Here is a 12,571-nt window from a genome sequence, read left to right on the forward strand (position 1 = left end):
TCGAAGCAGCTCTAGCATGACAGTGGGCTAGGATGGCCATCTTCGTGCGGCCGCCTGACCTCGGTCGATGTGTCCGCCTCGAACATCGGCGGGGTGTCGAGAACCGCAGTCATGCGGTCAAACGAGCGACGATCGAAAGCCCGTGAAAATCTTTTCCGCCTGCACGAAGCGGATGGGATTCCTGCTTCAATGCTGTCAGGCCGACCCTCCTGAACATCGCCTCGACCGACGACACGCTGAAGAAATTGATGTGCTCGTGCCAATGTCGTTTCGCCGCTGCGCGCTGGGGAAGCTCCGCGATGTCGCGGACGATGTCCTCGTGCGGGATCTCGAGATAGAAAACCGTCTTCGGCGTCATGGCGCGAACGATCTGTTGCAGCTGATCGAGCGGGAAGGGGACATGCTCGAGAACATGACTCGATACGACGAGATCGTATTCGCCGTTCCGTGCGCGATCTGAGCTGACCCTCTCGGCTCCGGCGACGACGGGTCTGTCCGAGATGTCGTAGATGTGGTGGGCCGAGGCCTTGCCTCTGAAAGGCGTGTTGACGCCGGTGTCGCCGCCCCAGTCCAGAACACGGGGCGAGGCGCCGACGAACGGCGCGAGGAAGGCTTCGATCGTCGGCCCGTAAGCGTTGCCGCTCAGCAGGATGTCGTTGCGGGCGCCGTATCCCGGCTCGTAGCGCTCGCGCTGGGCACGATAGGCGGGGCCGCGATAATCGGCATAGAGCGCGGCCATCTCCGCGTCGTCGAAGCGCATGTCGAGGAAGAGCAGGCCGCAGCCCTCGCAGGCCAGCGTGTTGCAGACGCTGTAGGCGCGACCGAGCGTCAAGTCGCGCATCGCCCAGTCCGGCGTGATCTCGACGCTGTCCCAGCCGAAGATCCGATGGGCGAGGAACGGCATCAGCACCGCCGGGACGCGGCGCAGCGCCGTCCCATCGCAGCAGACGCAGCGTTTCGCGATCTTCATGCCGGCATCCCCGTGTAGCGCGCGATCTGGCTCGACAGGAGCCGGCGCAGCGGCGCGCCGGTCAGGTCCGAGCGATACAGCGCGACGCTCGCCGCCAGGCCCTGCTCCAGGCTCCAGCGCGGATGCCAGCCGAGGATGCGATGGGCCCGCGTCGAATCCAGGCGCAGCAATCCGGCTTCGTGGAGCTGCCCCGGCACACCGGCTTCGTGCCAGCGCGCGTCGGCCGCCCACAGCCTGGCGACCGCATCGGCGACGTGGCGGACCGACACCTCGCCTCCCGCCGTCGGGCCGAAGTTCCAGCCCTGGCCGAGCAGGTCCGGCGCGTCGTGGGCGCGCTCGCACAGCACCAGGTAGCCGCAGAGCGGTTCCAGCACGTGCTGCCACGGACGGACCGCATCCGGGTTCCGGATCGCCACAGACCGCGCATCGCGGAAGCCCCGCACCAGATCCGGGATCAACCGGTCCGGCGCCCAGTCGCCGCCGCCGAAAACGTTGCCGGCGCGCGCGGTCAGGGTGCGCAGGCCGGCCCCGGGGCCGTACGACCGGGCGTAGGCGGAGGCGACGTGCTCGGCGCAGGCCTTGCTCGCGCTGTAGGGATCGTGGCCGCCGAGCGCCTCGTTCTCGCGGTAGCCCCAGGGCCATTCGCGGTTCTCGTAGCACTTGTCGCTGGTGACCACGAGGACGAGGCAGCCGTTCCCGCGTCGGCGGGCCGATTCGAGCACGTGGACCGTGCCCATGACGTTGGTCGCGTAGGTCTCGACCGGATCCGCGTAGGAGCGCCGCACCAGGGATTGCGCGGCGAGATGGAGGACGATCTCCGGCTCCGCCTCGGCCATCGCGGCCTGGACCGCCGCGAGGTCGCGCACGTCGCCCCTGCGGTCGAGGAGGCCGTCGCCGAGCCCGGCGTCTCGAAACAGGCTCCGGCCTTCGAGGCGATCGCGCGAGAAACCCGTCACCACGGCGCCGAGAGCGTCGAGCCAGTGCGCGAGCCACGCGCCCTTGAAGCCGGTATGGCCGGTCAGCAGCACGCGGCGCCCGCGCCAGAAGGCGGGGCTCGGCAGGGCGCCGGCGATCACCACCGCTTCCACGGCGCGGTGCCGTCGGCCCAGAGCCCGTCGAGATGGATCTTGTCGCGCAGCATGTCCATCGGATGCCAGAAGCCGTGGTGCCGGAACGCGGCGAGCTCGCCCTGCGCCGCAAGCGCCTCCATCGGTTCCTGCTCCCACATCACGTCGTCGCCCTCGACGAGGTCGAGCACCTGCGGCGACAGCACGAAGAAGCCGCCGTTGATGAAGTCGTTCGTCTCGGCCGGCTTCTCCTGGAACACAGCCACGCGCTCGCCGTCGAGCGCCATCGCCCCGAAGCGTGCCGCCGGCGACACGGCCGTCACCGTCGCGCGCTTCCCGTGCGCGCGATGGAAGGCGAGCAGCGCGTCGAGATCGACGTCCGACAGCCCGTCGCCGTAGGTCATGCAGAAGTCCTCGTCGCCGACGTAGTTGCGCACGCGGCGCAGGCGGCCGCCGGTCATCGTCGATTCGCCAGTCTCGACCAGCGTGATCTGCCAGGGCTCGGCGACGCTGTTGTGGATGACGGTCGAATTGTTCTTTAGGTTGATCGTCACGTCGGACGTGTGCAGGAAATAGTTCGAGAAGAACTCCTTGATCATGTACCCCTTATACCCGAGGCAGATCACGAATTCCGTCAACCCGAAGGACGAGTAGTACTTCATGATGTGCCAAAGGATCGGCTTGTTGCCGAGCTCGACCATTGGCTTGGGCCGGATCATGGTCTCCTCGCCGAGCCGTGTGCCGCGGCCGCCGGCCAAAATGACGACCTTCATGAGTGCCGTGCTCCCACCCTGCCCGCACCGGTTCGACGGTACCCCGTAGTGTCAGGGCGTTTCCATTCCGTTAACCATACCGGACGATAGCTCGCGCGCGGCTCTCGCGCGATGCAGGGGCCTCGAGCAGCCGCCCGTGCGACAGGAATGGGGAATGTCGGTGCATGGCGGACGGTGACGGGACGGAAGCGCCCACTCTCGACGCCACGGCCAGCGCAGACCGGATCCGCGACGAGATCCTGCGCCTCGTCGATCTCTACGCGTCGAAGGCCCATGCACCGCGCCCGTTCGAGGCCGGCGCATCGCCGGTTCCGGTCTCGGGCCGCGTCTACGGCGCCCCGGAGATGCGGCTGCTCGTCGATTCCGCGCTCGAATTCTGGCTGACCACCGGCCGCTTCAACGCGGCGTTCGAGGGGCGCCTCGCGCGCTTCATCGGCGCCCGCTACTGCCTGACCTGCAATTCCGGGTCCTCGGCCAACCTCCTCGCGGTAACCGCGCTGACCTCGCATCTGCTCGGCGACCGGCGGCTCGTGCCCGGCGACGAGGTGATCACCTGCGCCACCGGCTTTCCGACCACCGTCAACCCGATCCTGCAGAACGGCCTCGTCCCGGTCTTCCTCGACGTCGAGATCCCGACCTACAATCTCGATGTCCGCGCGCTCGAGGCTGCGCTCTCGCCGCGGACGCGGGCGATCGTCGTCGCCCATACTCTCGGCAACCCGTTCGACCTCGGCGCCGTCACGGCCTTCGCCAAGACGCACGACCTGTTCCTCGTCGAGGATTGCTGCGACGCGCTCGGGGCCACCTATGACGGCCGCATGGTCGGCACCTTCGGCGATGTCGGCACGCTCAGCTTCTATCCGGCCCACCACATCACCATGGGGGAGGGCGGGGCGGTCTTCGCCGGGTCGAGCCGGCTCAAGCGCGCGCTCGAATCCCTGCGCGACTGGGGCCGGGATTGCTACTGCGCGCCGGGCCAGGACGACACCTGCAAGAAGCGCTTCGACTGGAAGCTCGGCGACCTGCCGCACGGCTACGATCACAAATACACGTACTCGCATCTCGGCTACAATCTGAAGATCACCGACATGCAGGCCGCGGTCGGGGTCGCCCAGCTCGACCGGCTCGACGGCTTCATCGCGCTGCGCAAGCGCAACTACGCGCTGCTGAGGGACGGCCTGCGCCGGTTCGAGGACCGATTGATCCTCCCCGAGGCGACGCCGCTGAGCGAGCCGTCCTGGTTCGGCTTCCCCCTGACGCTGCGCGAGAGCGGCCGGCGCAACGACCTCTTGAAGCACCTCAACCGTCACCGGATCGGCACGCGGCTGCTGTTCGGCGGCAACCTCACTCGCCAGCCCTACATGCTGGAGCGGCGCTTCAGGACGGTCGGAGACCTCTCGGCGAGCGATCGGGTGATGAACGACACCTTCTGGATCGGCGTCTATCCCGGGATCTCGCCGGACGCGATCGCCTACATGGTCGACAGCATCGGCGCGTTCTTCGCCGGCTGAGCGCGCGCACCGGCCGCGCGGCGTCGGCGTCACCAGTACAGCTGGAACCGCCCGATGAAGACGTCGGCATCGACGGCGCGGCCGCCCTGGAGCGCCGACGGCGCGGTCCGCGAGCGGACGTAGTCGGCCATGATCCGCACGTTGCGGTCCGGGTACCAGTTCACCCCAACGCTGATGTCGCGCTCGATCCCGCCGCGGACCGTGCCGTCGTCGAGGTCGATCGCGCTGACCCGGGCGGCGACCTCGAACACGCCGATCCCGCCGCGGCTCACCCGCGCGTCCTCACCGACCTTGACGCCCTCGAAGATCGCGTAGGTCGTGCCGTATTTCGGCGTCACGGCGTAGGCGCGGCCGGCGCCGTTGAGCACGTAGCTCGCCTCGACGTAGCCGCCCTGGAACGCGACCGATCGCGCCCCGTCGAAGCGCGACACCTCGGTGCGGATGTACTCGGCCTGGATCAGCAGCGGTCCGTTGCGGTAGGCCGCCTCCAGCCCGATCCGGCCGATGCTCGCCGCATCGCGGATGTCGCCGGTGTTCACGAACGGGCGGGCGAACAGGAAGGCCTCGGAGCGGCTCGACAGGGCGAGCGGCGTCTCGTCCCGCGGCAGGCTGCGATAGCTCCCGGCGATGCCGAGATGCAGCACCGCGTCGTCGGTGTGGATGGGCGCGAAGGTGGCGCGGGTGGTCGAGGCCACGCCCTCGCTGCGGATGCCGGTGTTGGCGTTGCCGCCGAAGACGCTGGTGACGACGCTCCAGTCCGCCCCGCTCCGGCCGATCGCGAAGCCGAAGTTGCGGGCCGGCGCGAACGCGTCGGCGAGCGAGCGTTCGGTGAAGACGGTGTTGTTGTCGCTGATCAGCTGATCGAGGCTGAACGGCTCCTTCATGTTGCCGACCGTGAGGATCATATCCGGGATGCCTTTCCAGGCGATCGCCGCATCGTTGATCGGCCGCATCGGGTCGGCGAAATCGTACTGGAACGCGATCTCGATGGATTTGCCGAGCGTCAGGTAGCTCTCGATCCACGAGCGCCGGACGCCGACGTTGTCGGAGAACGGCTCGGCAAACCCCGGCTGGCGGATGCCGGCCGCCCCGAAATCGAGCTGCAGCTTGCCGCCGATCCGAAGCTGGGCCGCGTCGTCCGGGAAGCGCAGCGTGATGCCCTTGTCGTCGATCGTCAGCGTCTCGCCGTAGGGTCCGGCCATCGGCGCGGCCGCGACGCTGCCGGCGGCGACAGCCGCACCACCGGCCAGCATGGCGGCCAGGCATCGCCGCGCGATCGACCGCTTCGCCATCATCGTCTCCGAGAGCTCCCCGCCCGTGCCCAGGACGACCGATAGCTCGGGATCGCTGACGGTATCGCGACAGGGCGGCGCCGACCGCACGCGATTCACAGCATCGGCAGGGTTCGTGGCCGTGGCCCGCGCGGAAACTGTGCCTCGATCATCGCGATCTCGGCCGCGTTGAGATGAAGCTTCGCCGCGCCCGCATTCTCGATCGCCCGCGATGCGCGGCCGGTCTTTGGGATGGTGAAGGTGTTCTCGATCCGCGTCAGGAACGCCAAGGCCACGGCGTAGGGCGTCGTCCCGTGCGCCGCGGCGATGCCGGCGAGCACGCGGCCGCCGGCGCTCGACGGGTTCGGAAAGTCGCCGCTGCCGAAGGGCGAGTAGCCGACGAGCGCGACCCCGTTCGCGGCGCACCACGGCAGCACCGCGTGCTCGATCGCCCGCTCGCCGAGATGGTACAGCACCTGGTTGCAGGCGATGCGGTAAGGGCCGGCGATGCGCAGCGCCCGGTCGAGGTCGTCGACGTCGAAGTTGCTCAGGCCCCAGGCCAGGATCTTGCCCGCCTGCCGCAGGTCCTCGAACCCGGCGATGGTCTCCTCCAGCGGGTGGCTGCCGGGCCAGTGCAGCAGGTAGGCGTCGAGCCGGTCGGTCCCGAGCCGCCGCAGCGACTGCTCGCAGGCCCGCGCCACCCCGCGCCGCGTCGCGTTGCCCGGAACCACCTTGGAGACGAGGAAGACCTCCTCGCGGACGCCGCGGATCGCCTCGCCGACGATGGCCTCGCCGTCGCCGTACATCTCGGCCGTGTCGATGTGGGTCATGCCGGCATCGATGCCCGCCCGCAGGGCGGCGACCGCGCCGTCGCGGGCCGTGGCATCGATGTGCCACGTGCCCTGCCCGATGACCGGGACGTTGAGGCCGGTCGAGCCGAAGGGTCTGGCGTGCATCGCGTGGATCCTGTCTCGCTGGGGCGCGCGGCGCGCCCCGAAGGTCCGATGTCTGCGGCGCGGCCGCCCGATCGGCGAACGGATGGCGCCCGCGCCTTAATCGCGCCATCATGGGACGTTGAGCAATGGCTCGGCACGGGGTCCGGACCTAGACTTTGGACGATGTCCCGTTTCCGAAACGGGGCGCCGTCCCGCGGGCTACGTCCTTCTCCGGTTCGAGAACGCTTCAGGATCGGTTTCGTGCACGCTGCCTGTCCGCCTCCCGTCCCGCTCCCCGCCCAGGCGGATCGCTGAATGCTGCCGCAGCATCGCTGGTTCTGGGCCCTGATCGTCGTCGCATCGGGCGGGGCCGGCCTTCTCTACAACCTCCTGTTCGTCGGCGGCACCTCGCTCGCCGCCGGCCTGATCTACGGCCTCGCCGTCGGCGTGACGGTGCTGTCGTTCGATCGCGGGCTGATTCTCTCCGGGCTTCAGACGCGCCTGCGCCGCCTCCCGGCGATGCTGTACGTGCCCTCGGCCGAGCTGCTCTACGTGCTGATGATCGCGCTCGGCTGCGCGCTCGGCGGCCTCGTGGTCTGGTCGCTCGGGCTCACCGCCGACAGCCTGTCGGCGGCGGTTCGGATCACGCCGCGGGTGCTGGCCTACTCGCTCGCGGTCTCGGCGCTGCTGGTCTTCGTCGTGCGGATGCGCGACCTGATCGGCGGCGAGGTGTTCGTGAACTTCCTCGTCGGACGCTACCACAAGCCGGTGCGGGAGGAGCGCATCTTCCTGTTCCTCGACGTGGTCGGCTCCACCGCCTTCGCCGAGACCCACGGCGACCTCCGGGCGCAGGAATATCTCGGCGCGATCTTCGCGACGCTGGCCGAGCCGGTGCGGCGCAACGCCGGCTCCACCGACGATTACATCGGCGACCTCGCCATGATCACCTGGCCGATGGCGCGCGGCCTCAAGGATGCGCGCTGCGTCGCCTGCGTGTTCGACGTGCTCGACCGAATCGAGGCGGATGCGCCGGCGTGGACCGCGCGCTTCGGCACGGTGCCGCGGCTGCGCGCGGCCCTGCACGGCGGATCGGTGGTCACGGCGGAAGTCGGCGTCGACCGGCACAAGATCGCCTATTTCGGAGACGCGGTGAACGTCACCTCGCGGATCGAGGCGCTGTGCCGGCCGCTCGGCGTGAACATCCTGATCTCGCAGGACCTGCTCACCCGCCTCGGCGGGTTGCCGCCCGGGATCGCGGCGCGGTCCCTCGGAGCCCACGCCCTGCGCGGGCGCGGCCAGCCGCTCTCGGTGGCGACCTTGGAGCGGCCGGCCCCCGAGATGCCCCAGCCGATCCAGGCGGAGCGGCCGGCGCTTCGGGTCGCGCGATGAGCGGACGCTGGCTCACCGCCCTGCGCATGCTGCTGCGCTACGGCCTGCCGCTCGCCGGCATCGTCGTGGTCGGCCGGGCGATCGTGCTATCGATCGGCGGCGAGATCTCGAAGGCGCAGTTCGCCCTTGGCGTGCTCTTGATGGTCGCGGGATTCTCGGCGCGCCTGGTGCCGAAGGCCCGTCGGCCGCGAGCGACGGCGGAGCGGCGAGCCTCGGCGAGGCGGCCGTCATGACCGGCTCGACGGCGATCTACGTCGACGCCGACGCCTGCCCGGTGAAGGACGAGACCTATCGCGGCGCCGCCCGCTACGGGCTGCACGTCTACGTCGTCGCCAACAGCTTCCTGAACGTGCCGCGCGAGCCCTGGATCGAGCGCGTGGTGGTCGGCGACGCGATGGATGCCGCCGACGACTGGATCGCCGAACGCGCCGGGCCGGGCAGCATCGTCGTCACGGCCGACGTGCCGCTGGCCAGCCGCTGCGTGAAGGCGGGCGCGACGGTGATCAGGCCGAACGGCAAGCCGTTCTCGGACGCGTCGATCGGCATGGCGCTGGCGACGCGCAACCTGATGCAGGACCTGCGCGAGGCCGGCGCGATTATCGGCGGGCCGCGCCCGTTCTCGGCGCGCGACCGGTCCGAGTTCCTCGGCGCCCTCGACCGTGCGGTGAACCGCATCCGGCGCGGCTCGACCTGACGGCGTGGCGCGTCAGCCGGCGACGAGCGCCTTGAGCGCGTCGTTGAGGCGGTCCTGCCAGCCCGGGCCGTCCTTCTGGAAATGCGCGAGCACGGCGCTGTCGAGGCGGAGCGTCACCGATTCCCGCGCGCCAGGGGCGGCCTGCGGCTGGCGCGGGGCCGGCGGTGCGGCCGCCGGGGCGGGCTTGGCGGTGGTGGCCGCCTTGAAGGCGGCCTCGGCCGCCTGACGCGGATCGGTGATGCGGCGCGTGCGGTCGAAGGCCATGGTTGCGCCTCAGGCCTTCTTGGCGGCTTTGGCCGCACTCTTCTTCGCGGCCGCCTTCTCGGCGACGGCCTTGTCGGCCGCCTTGTCTGCGGCCTTCTCCGCCGCCTTGGCCTTCGCGGCGGCCGCCTTCGTCAGCGGCTTCACCTCGGCGGCCTTGGCCTGCGCGTCGGCGGCCTCCTTGGCGAGCCGCAGCGCCCGCAGGCGGACTGTGCGCTCGTCGACGGCCTTGATCGAGGCGATGTGCTCCGCCATGGCCTGGGCGCCCTCGCGTTGCATGCGCTCGGCCCGTTCCGCGCGCTCGGCCCGCTCCTCGGCCTTGTGCTTGGCTTCCTCTTCCGGCGTCCGGACTTCGTCCTCGGCGTCCGCGCCCGTATCGATCTCGTCGCTCATCATATTCCTTTCGTCCCGTCCGGGTCCCGTCACGACAAGGGCGCTCCACGCTCCGCAGGAGGGCGCCGTTGCGTCGGGATGGGCAGGCTCGGCGCAACCCGAGGACAGGTGGGCGGCCGGTTCGCATCGTCTCCGCCGATCCACCGCGAACCCGTCGCGGCGTGCGGAACGAGTGATTGTGTAGCACGCCGGAGGCCCCGATGGCGAATGCCGCGGCCTGGTCGAAGGCAAGTCACGGCGACTTTTCCCGTGCAGCCGTAGCCTAACCTTCGACGAACGAACGTATGACCGCCGGCGGCACCTTCCGCCGGCGGCTCGGACGTCGGTTCAGCGCACGCGATAATTGAGCGGGATCGTCACCGACAGGCTCGACTGGGTCACGCCGGCGGGCGCCGCCGGCAGGCTCCCGCGCACGGCGCCGAGCGCCGCGCTGTCGATCTGGCTGACGCCGCTGCTGCGCGCGAGGCCGGCGCTCGTCACCTGGCCGGACCGCAGCACGGTGAAGCGCACCATCGCCGTGCCGCCGGCCGTGCCGCTCGCGGCACCCGGGTTCATCCGGCCATGGATCGCCGAGCTGATCGCCCCGGTCCATTGCCGCATGGCGCTCGGATCGCTCCCGGCCGAGGCTCGGCCCGACGCGTTCTCGCGTGAGGACGATGCGGAACTCCGGCTCTCGGCGCCCGCGCGGGCCTGGGCCTGCTTCGCCTTGGCCTCGCGGGCGGCCTTGGCCTTCGCCTCGCGGACCGCCTCCTTGCGCTCCTCGATGGCCTCGCGGCGGGCCTCCTCGAGCTCTTCCCGGCGCTTCTGCGCCCGGAGCTTCGCCTCGCGCTCGGCCTTGAGCTTGGCGAGGTCGACCTTCGGCTTTTGCGGCTCGGCCGGCTTCTCGGGCTCCGGCGCCTGCGCGACCACCGGCGGCGGGGGCGCCAGCGGCTCGGCCTGCTCGGCCTGGGAGGTGATGATCTGGCTCTCGGGCTCGACCGCGACGGCGTCGGGCGGGACCTCCGCGACGGACGCGGGCGGCGGCGGCGCGACCACTGCCTCGTCGGGCTTCACCTCGGCCACCTCCGGCGGCGGCTTAATCGGCTCCGCCTCGGCCGGGTCCTCGACCGGCTTGGTTTCCGGCGGAGCGGCTTCGCTCGCCTGGGTCTCGCTCGGCGCCTGCGTGTCCGCGTCGGTCATCAGCGGGGCAAGGTCGATCGAGATCTGCTGCTCGCCGGGGGGAGCCGGCGGGGTCAGCTTGAACAGGGCGAGGCCGGCCAGCGCGCCGAGATGCAGCACGAGCGCGACGAGGAAGGCGGGCACGAGCCCGGACGTGCGGGATTCGGGAGCCCCGGTGTCGGCGATGACGGACATGGCTTACCGAGCCGCCCCGTTGGCCGCCCCACCTGAGGGCGCCGCCGGAGACGCGCCGGGCGCGGCACCGCCGGGCGACTGGGCGATCAGCGAGACCTTGGTGAAGCCCGCCTGTCCGACGAGGCCCATCACTTCCATGATCTTGCCGTAGGGCACGTCCTTGTCGCCGCGGACCAGCATCACCTGGTCCTTGTTCTCGGCCGCCATGGCGCGGAGGCGCGGCATCAGCGTCTCGTTCGTGAAGATCTCCTTGGCGATCGACGGCTTGCCGTCCTTGTCGATCGTCACCTCGACCGGCTTCTGCGACTGCGCGACCTTGGCGGCCGAGGTCTTCGGCAGCTGCACCGGCACGCCCGTCGTCATCAGCGGCGCCGCGACCATGAAGATGATCAGCAGCACCAGCATGACGTCGACCATCGGCGTCACGTTGATCTCCGACATCGGTGCGGTGTCGAGATCGTCGTCCTCGGAACCGCTCGCGCGGATCGAACCCATCGCCATGCGGCGTCCTCCGGGATCGGCGGCCCGGCCCTCGAGGGCGGCCGCTGCGGGAATGGAAGGCCCGGCCGCCCTTCGCGGGGTCGGGCTCGCGCATCGTGAGATCGCCGGGGGGCGCTACTCGGCGGCGGCGCGGTGCTGGACGCCGCGGTCACGGGCGAGACGGTTGCCGAGCACGCCGATGCCGGAGACGAAGGTGCTCTGGATCCGCCCGACGTCGTTGGCGAGCTTGTTGTAGGCCATCACCGCCGGGATCGCGACGACGAGGCCGATCGCGGTGGCGAACAGCGCCTCGGCGATGCCCGGCGCCACCACGGCGAGCGAGGTGTCCTGGCTGCGGGCGATCGACGAGAACGAGTTCATGATGCCCCAGACCGTGCCGAACAGGCCGACGAACGGCGCCGTCGAGCCGGAGGTCGCCAGGAGCGCGAGGCCGTTCTGCAGGCGCTTGACCTCCAGCGTCAGCGCGGCGCGCATGGCCCGCTCGATCCGGTCGCGCCGCTCGGCGCGGGTCTCCGAGGCGTCCTGGTCGCGCCAGGCGTCGAGGGCCGCCTTCACCACGTGGCCGGCGATGCCCTTCATCCCGGTCTCGAGGTTGCCGCCCGAGCGCACCAGCGCATCGAACGCCTTGGCCTGCCGCCGGGCGGCTGCGAGCCGGACGATCTTCTCGAACACCACGGTCCAGCAGGCGAGCGAGGCGACCACCAGCAGGATCATCACCCCCTTCACGATCGGGTCGGCCTGCAGGAACAGGCCCACGAACGAGAAGTCGTGACCGGCATCGATCGGGGCGGAAGTCGGATCCATTGCGGGTTCCCTCGGGTGTCATTCGGATGCGGCAACGGCCGCGGGCCGGCCGGCGGCGCGGGGCCGTCGGGCGGGTCGGTTCTCACGAGGTCTCGCCGGCGTGCCCGCCTGCGAGGTCGGCTCAGCGATCGAACGGGACGTTCGCCTTGGTCTCGGTCTCGGTGCGCTCCAGGCAGGATTCGCGGGTGACGTCCCCGCCCTCGCAGGCGAGCACGTCGCTGAGCAGCACGCGGCTCAGCTTCGGGCACGCGATCCCGGGGAAGTTGAAGATCTTGACGGTGGTCTTGCGGGCGGGGATCGGGCCGAGCTCGGCGGCGACCCGCTTCTGCGCGATCCCGTCGGTGTCGAAGGCGAACAGGTCGAGCTTGTAGGATTTCAGGGCCGTCCCACGGCTGTTGTCGACGACGATGGTCGCGCGGCACGAATCGTCGGCGGGCTCGAGCCGGTTGAGCTGGAGCTTGATCGGCGCGGCCTTGTCGGCGGATCCGGCGTCCTGCGCCGTCGCCGACACGACGAGCGAGGCCGCCAGCACGAGCGACAGCCCGGCACTGGCCGCCGTGTCGAGCGCGAGGCGCCCGATCCGGCGCCGGTAGAGCGGGACGCCTCGCCCGAGCATCTGTTCAGCCATCGACTCGCTTTCCATCCTCCG

15 protein-coding genes are annotated in these 12,571 nt (G+C 70.5%); 4 read left to right on the top strand and 11 right to left on the bottom strand.

Annotated elements, in window-relative coordinates; all coding sequences use genetic code 11:
- Positions 1-109: 109 nt before the first annotated feature.
- Genes FV227_RS13030 through rfbF form a run of 3 tightly spaced genes read right to left on the bottom strand, consistent with a single transcriptional unit; the run spans position 110 to position 2,810 of the window.
- Positions 110-970, bottom strand: coding sequence for a class I SAM-dependent methyltransferase (locus tag FV227_RS13030; RefSeq protein WP_147859114.1), 861 nt, complete (start codon positions 968-970; stop codon positions 110-112).
- Positions 967-2,046 carry a CDP-glucose 4,6-dehydratase gene (gene rfbG, locus FV227_RS13035; RefSeq protein WP_246686492.1) on the bottom strand — a complete coding sequence of 360 codons (1,080 nt, stop codon included), beginning with the start codon at positions 2,044-2,046 and terminating at the stop codon, positions 967-969. Before rfbG ends, FV227_RS13030 begins: the two co-directional genes overlap by 4 nt.
- Positions 2,043-2,810: a glucose-1-phosphate cytidylyltransferase gene (gene rfbF, locus FV227_RS13040; protein ID WP_147726170.1), complete on the bottom strand. Its 768-nt coding sequence runs from the start codon at positions 2,808-2,810 to the stop codon at positions 2,043-2,045. The genes rfbG and rfbF overlap by 4 nt, the downstream gene beginning before the upstream one ends.
- A 164-nt stretch (positions 2,811-2,974) precedes the next feature.
- Between rfbF and rfbH the strand changes: the two genes are divergently transcribed.
- Positions 2,975-4,321, top strand: a complete 1,347-nt coding sequence (gene rfbH, locus FV227_RS13045; RefSeq protein WP_147859115.1) for a lipopolysaccharide biosynthesis protein RfbH — start codon at positions 2,975-2,977, stop codon at positions 4,319-4,321.
- A gap of 29 nt (positions 4,322-4,350) precedes the next feature.
- On the opposite strand, the gene FV227_RS13050 is transcribed toward rfbH, so the two are convergent.
- Both FV227_RS13050 and FV227_RS13055 read right to left on the bottom strand, forming a co-directional pair.
- Positions 4,351-5,613, bottom strand: a complete 1,263-nt coding sequence (locus tag FV227_RS13050) for a porin (RefSeq protein ID WP_246687874.1) — start codon at positions 5,611-5,613, stop codon at positions 4,351-4,353.
- A 95-nt stretch (positions 5,614-5,708) separates the two neighbouring features.
- Positions 5,709-6,548, bottom strand: a complete 840-nt coding sequence (locus tag FV227_RS13055; RefSeq protein WP_147729258.1) for an aldo/keto reductase — start codon at positions 6,546-6,548, stop codon at positions 5,709-5,711.
- Positions 6,549-6,842: 294 nt separating this feature from the next.
- Here FV227_RS13055 and FV227_RS13060 point away from each other — a divergent pair, with 294 nt between their 5' ends.
- From FV227_RS13060 to FV227_RS13070, 3 genes are read left to right on the top strand one after another with little or no spacing between them, the layout of a single operon-like run.
- Positions 6,843-7,916 carry an adenylate/guanylate cyclase domain-containing protein gene (locus tag FV227_RS13060; protein WP_147859117.1) on the top strand — a complete coding sequence of 358 codons (1,074 nt, stop codon included), beginning with the start codon at positions 6,843-6,845 and terminating at the stop codon, positions 7,914-7,916.
- Positions 7,913-8,149 carry a hypothetical protein gene (locus FV227_RS13065; protein WP_147729256.1) on the top strand — a complete coding sequence of 79 codons (237 nt, stop codon included), beginning with the start codon at positions 7,913-7,915 and terminating at the stop codon, positions 8,147-8,149. The genes FV227_RS13060 and FV227_RS13065 overlap by 4 nt, the downstream gene beginning before the upstream one ends.
- A complete protein-coding gene (locus FV227_RS13070; protein ID WP_147859118.1) occupies positions 8,146-8,610 on the top strand; it encodes a YaiI/YqxD family protein in 465 nt (154 codons plus the stop codon). The genes FV227_RS13065 and FV227_RS13070 overlap by 4 nt, the downstream gene beginning before the upstream one ends.
- Before the next feature lie 12 nt (positions 8,611-8,622).
- Here FV227_RS13070 and FV227_RS13075 read toward each other — a convergent pair whose 3' ends face one another.
- The 6 genes from FV227_RS13075 to FV227_RS13100 all read right to left on the bottom strand — a co-directional run bounded on the left by FV227_RS13075 (position 8,623) and on the right by FV227_RS13100 (position 12,550).
- A complete protein-coding gene (locus tag FV227_RS13075; protein WP_147842350.1) occupies positions 8,623-8,874 on the bottom strand; it encodes a BrnA antitoxin family protein in 252 nt (83 codons plus the stop codon).
- 9 nt (positions 8,875-8,883) lie between these two features.
- Positions 8,884-9,264: a hypothetical protein gene (locus FV227_RS13080; RefSeq protein WP_147842349.1), complete on the bottom strand. Its 381-nt coding sequence runs from the start codon at positions 9,262-9,264 to the stop codon at positions 8,884-8,886.
- Between the two features lie 327 nt (positions 9,265-9,591).
- Positions 9,592-10,617, bottom strand: coding sequence for an energy transducer TonB (locus FV227_RS13085; RefSeq protein WP_147859119.1), 1,026 nt, complete (start codon positions 10,615-10,617; stop codon positions 9,592-9,594).
- Between the two features lie 3 nt (positions 10,618-10,620).
- Positions 10,621-11,118 carry a protein TolR gene (gene tolR, locus FV227_RS13090; protein WP_147859120.1) on the bottom strand — a complete coding sequence of 166 codons (498 nt, stop codon included), beginning with the start codon at positions 11,116-11,118 and terminating at the stop codon, positions 10,621-10,623.
- A 114-nt stretch (positions 11,119-11,232) separates the two neighbouring features.
- Positions 11,233-11,922: a MotA/TolQ/ExbB proton channel family protein gene (locus FV227_RS13095; protein WP_147729001.1), complete on the bottom strand. Its 690-nt coding sequence runs from the start codon at positions 11,920-11,922 to the stop codon at positions 11,233-11,235.
- A 121-nt stretch (positions 11,923-12,043) separates the two neighbouring features.
- Complete coding sequence (locus FV227_RS13100; protein WP_246686491.1) at positions 12,044-12,550, bottom strand: Tat pathway signal protein; 507 nt, start codon at positions 12,548-12,550, stop codon at positions 12,044-12,046.
- Between the last annotated feature and the right edge of the window lie 21 nt (positions 12,551-12,571).

It is taken from the genome of Methylobacterium sp. WL119, assembly GCF_008039875.1.
Taxonomy (GTDB): Bacteria; Pseudomonadota; Alphaproteobacteria; order Rhizobiales; family Beijerinckiaceae; genus Methylobacterium.

Excerpts from the sequence above, each read along its gene's own strand:
- FV227_RS13060 (WP_147859117.1), top strand. The coding sequence starts at position 6,843 with ATGCTGCCGCAGCATCGCTGGTTCTGGGCCCTGATCGTCGTCGCATCG.
- FV227_RS13050 (WP_246687874.1), bottom strand. The coding sequence starts at position 5,613 with ATGGCGAAGCGGTCGATCGCGCGGCGATGCCTGGCCGCCATGCTGGCC.
- FV227_RS13075 (WP_147842350.1), bottom strand. The coding sequence starts at position 8,874 with ATGGCCTTCGACCGCACGCGCCGCATCACCGATCCGCGTCAGGCGGCC.
- rfbF (WP_147726170.1), bottom strand. The coding sequence starts at position 2,810 with ATGAAGGTCGTCATTTTGGCCGGCGGCCGCGGCACACGGCTCGGCGAG.
- rfbH (WP_147859115.1), top strand. The coding sequence starts at position 2,975 with ATGGCGGACGGTGACGGGACGGAAGCGCCCACTCTCGACGCCACGGCC.
- FV227_RS13030 (WP_147859114.1), bottom strand. The coding sequence starts at position 970 with ATGAAGATCGCGAAACGCTGCGTCTGCTGCGATGGGACGGCGCTGCGC.
- FV227_RS13055 (WP_147729258.1), bottom strand. The coding sequence starts at position 6,548 with ATGCACGCCAGACCCTTCGGCTCGACCGGCCTCAACGTCCCGGTCATC.
- FV227_RS13095 (WP_147729001.1), bottom strand. The coding sequence starts at position 11,922 with ATGGATCCGACTTCCGCCCCGATCGATGCCGGTCACGACTTCTCGTTC.
- FV227_RS13100 (WP_246686491.1), bottom strand. The coding sequence starts at position 12,550 with ATGGCTGAACAGATGCTCGGGCGAGGCGTCCCGCTCTACCGGCGCCGG.
- FV227_RS13085 (WP_147859119.1), bottom strand. The coding sequence starts at position 10,617 with ATGTCCGTCATCGCCGACACCGGGGCTCCCGAATCCCGCACGTCCGGG.
- FV227_RS13080 (WP_147842349.1), bottom strand. The coding sequence starts at position 9,264 with ATGAGCGACGAGATCGATACGGGCGCGGACGCCGAGGACGAAGTCCGG.
- tolR (WP_147859120.1), bottom strand. The coding sequence starts at position 11,118 with ATGGCGATGGGTTCGATCCGCGCGAGCGGTTCCGAGGACGACGATCTC.
- FV227_RS13070 (WP_147859118.1), top strand. The coding sequence starts at position 8,146 with ATGACCGGCTCGACGGCGATCTACGTCGACGCCGACGCCTGCCCGGTG.
- FV227_RS13065 (WP_147729256.1), top strand. The coding sequence starts at position 7,913 with ATGAGCGGACGCTGGCTCACCGCCCTGCGCATGCTGCTGCGCTACGGC.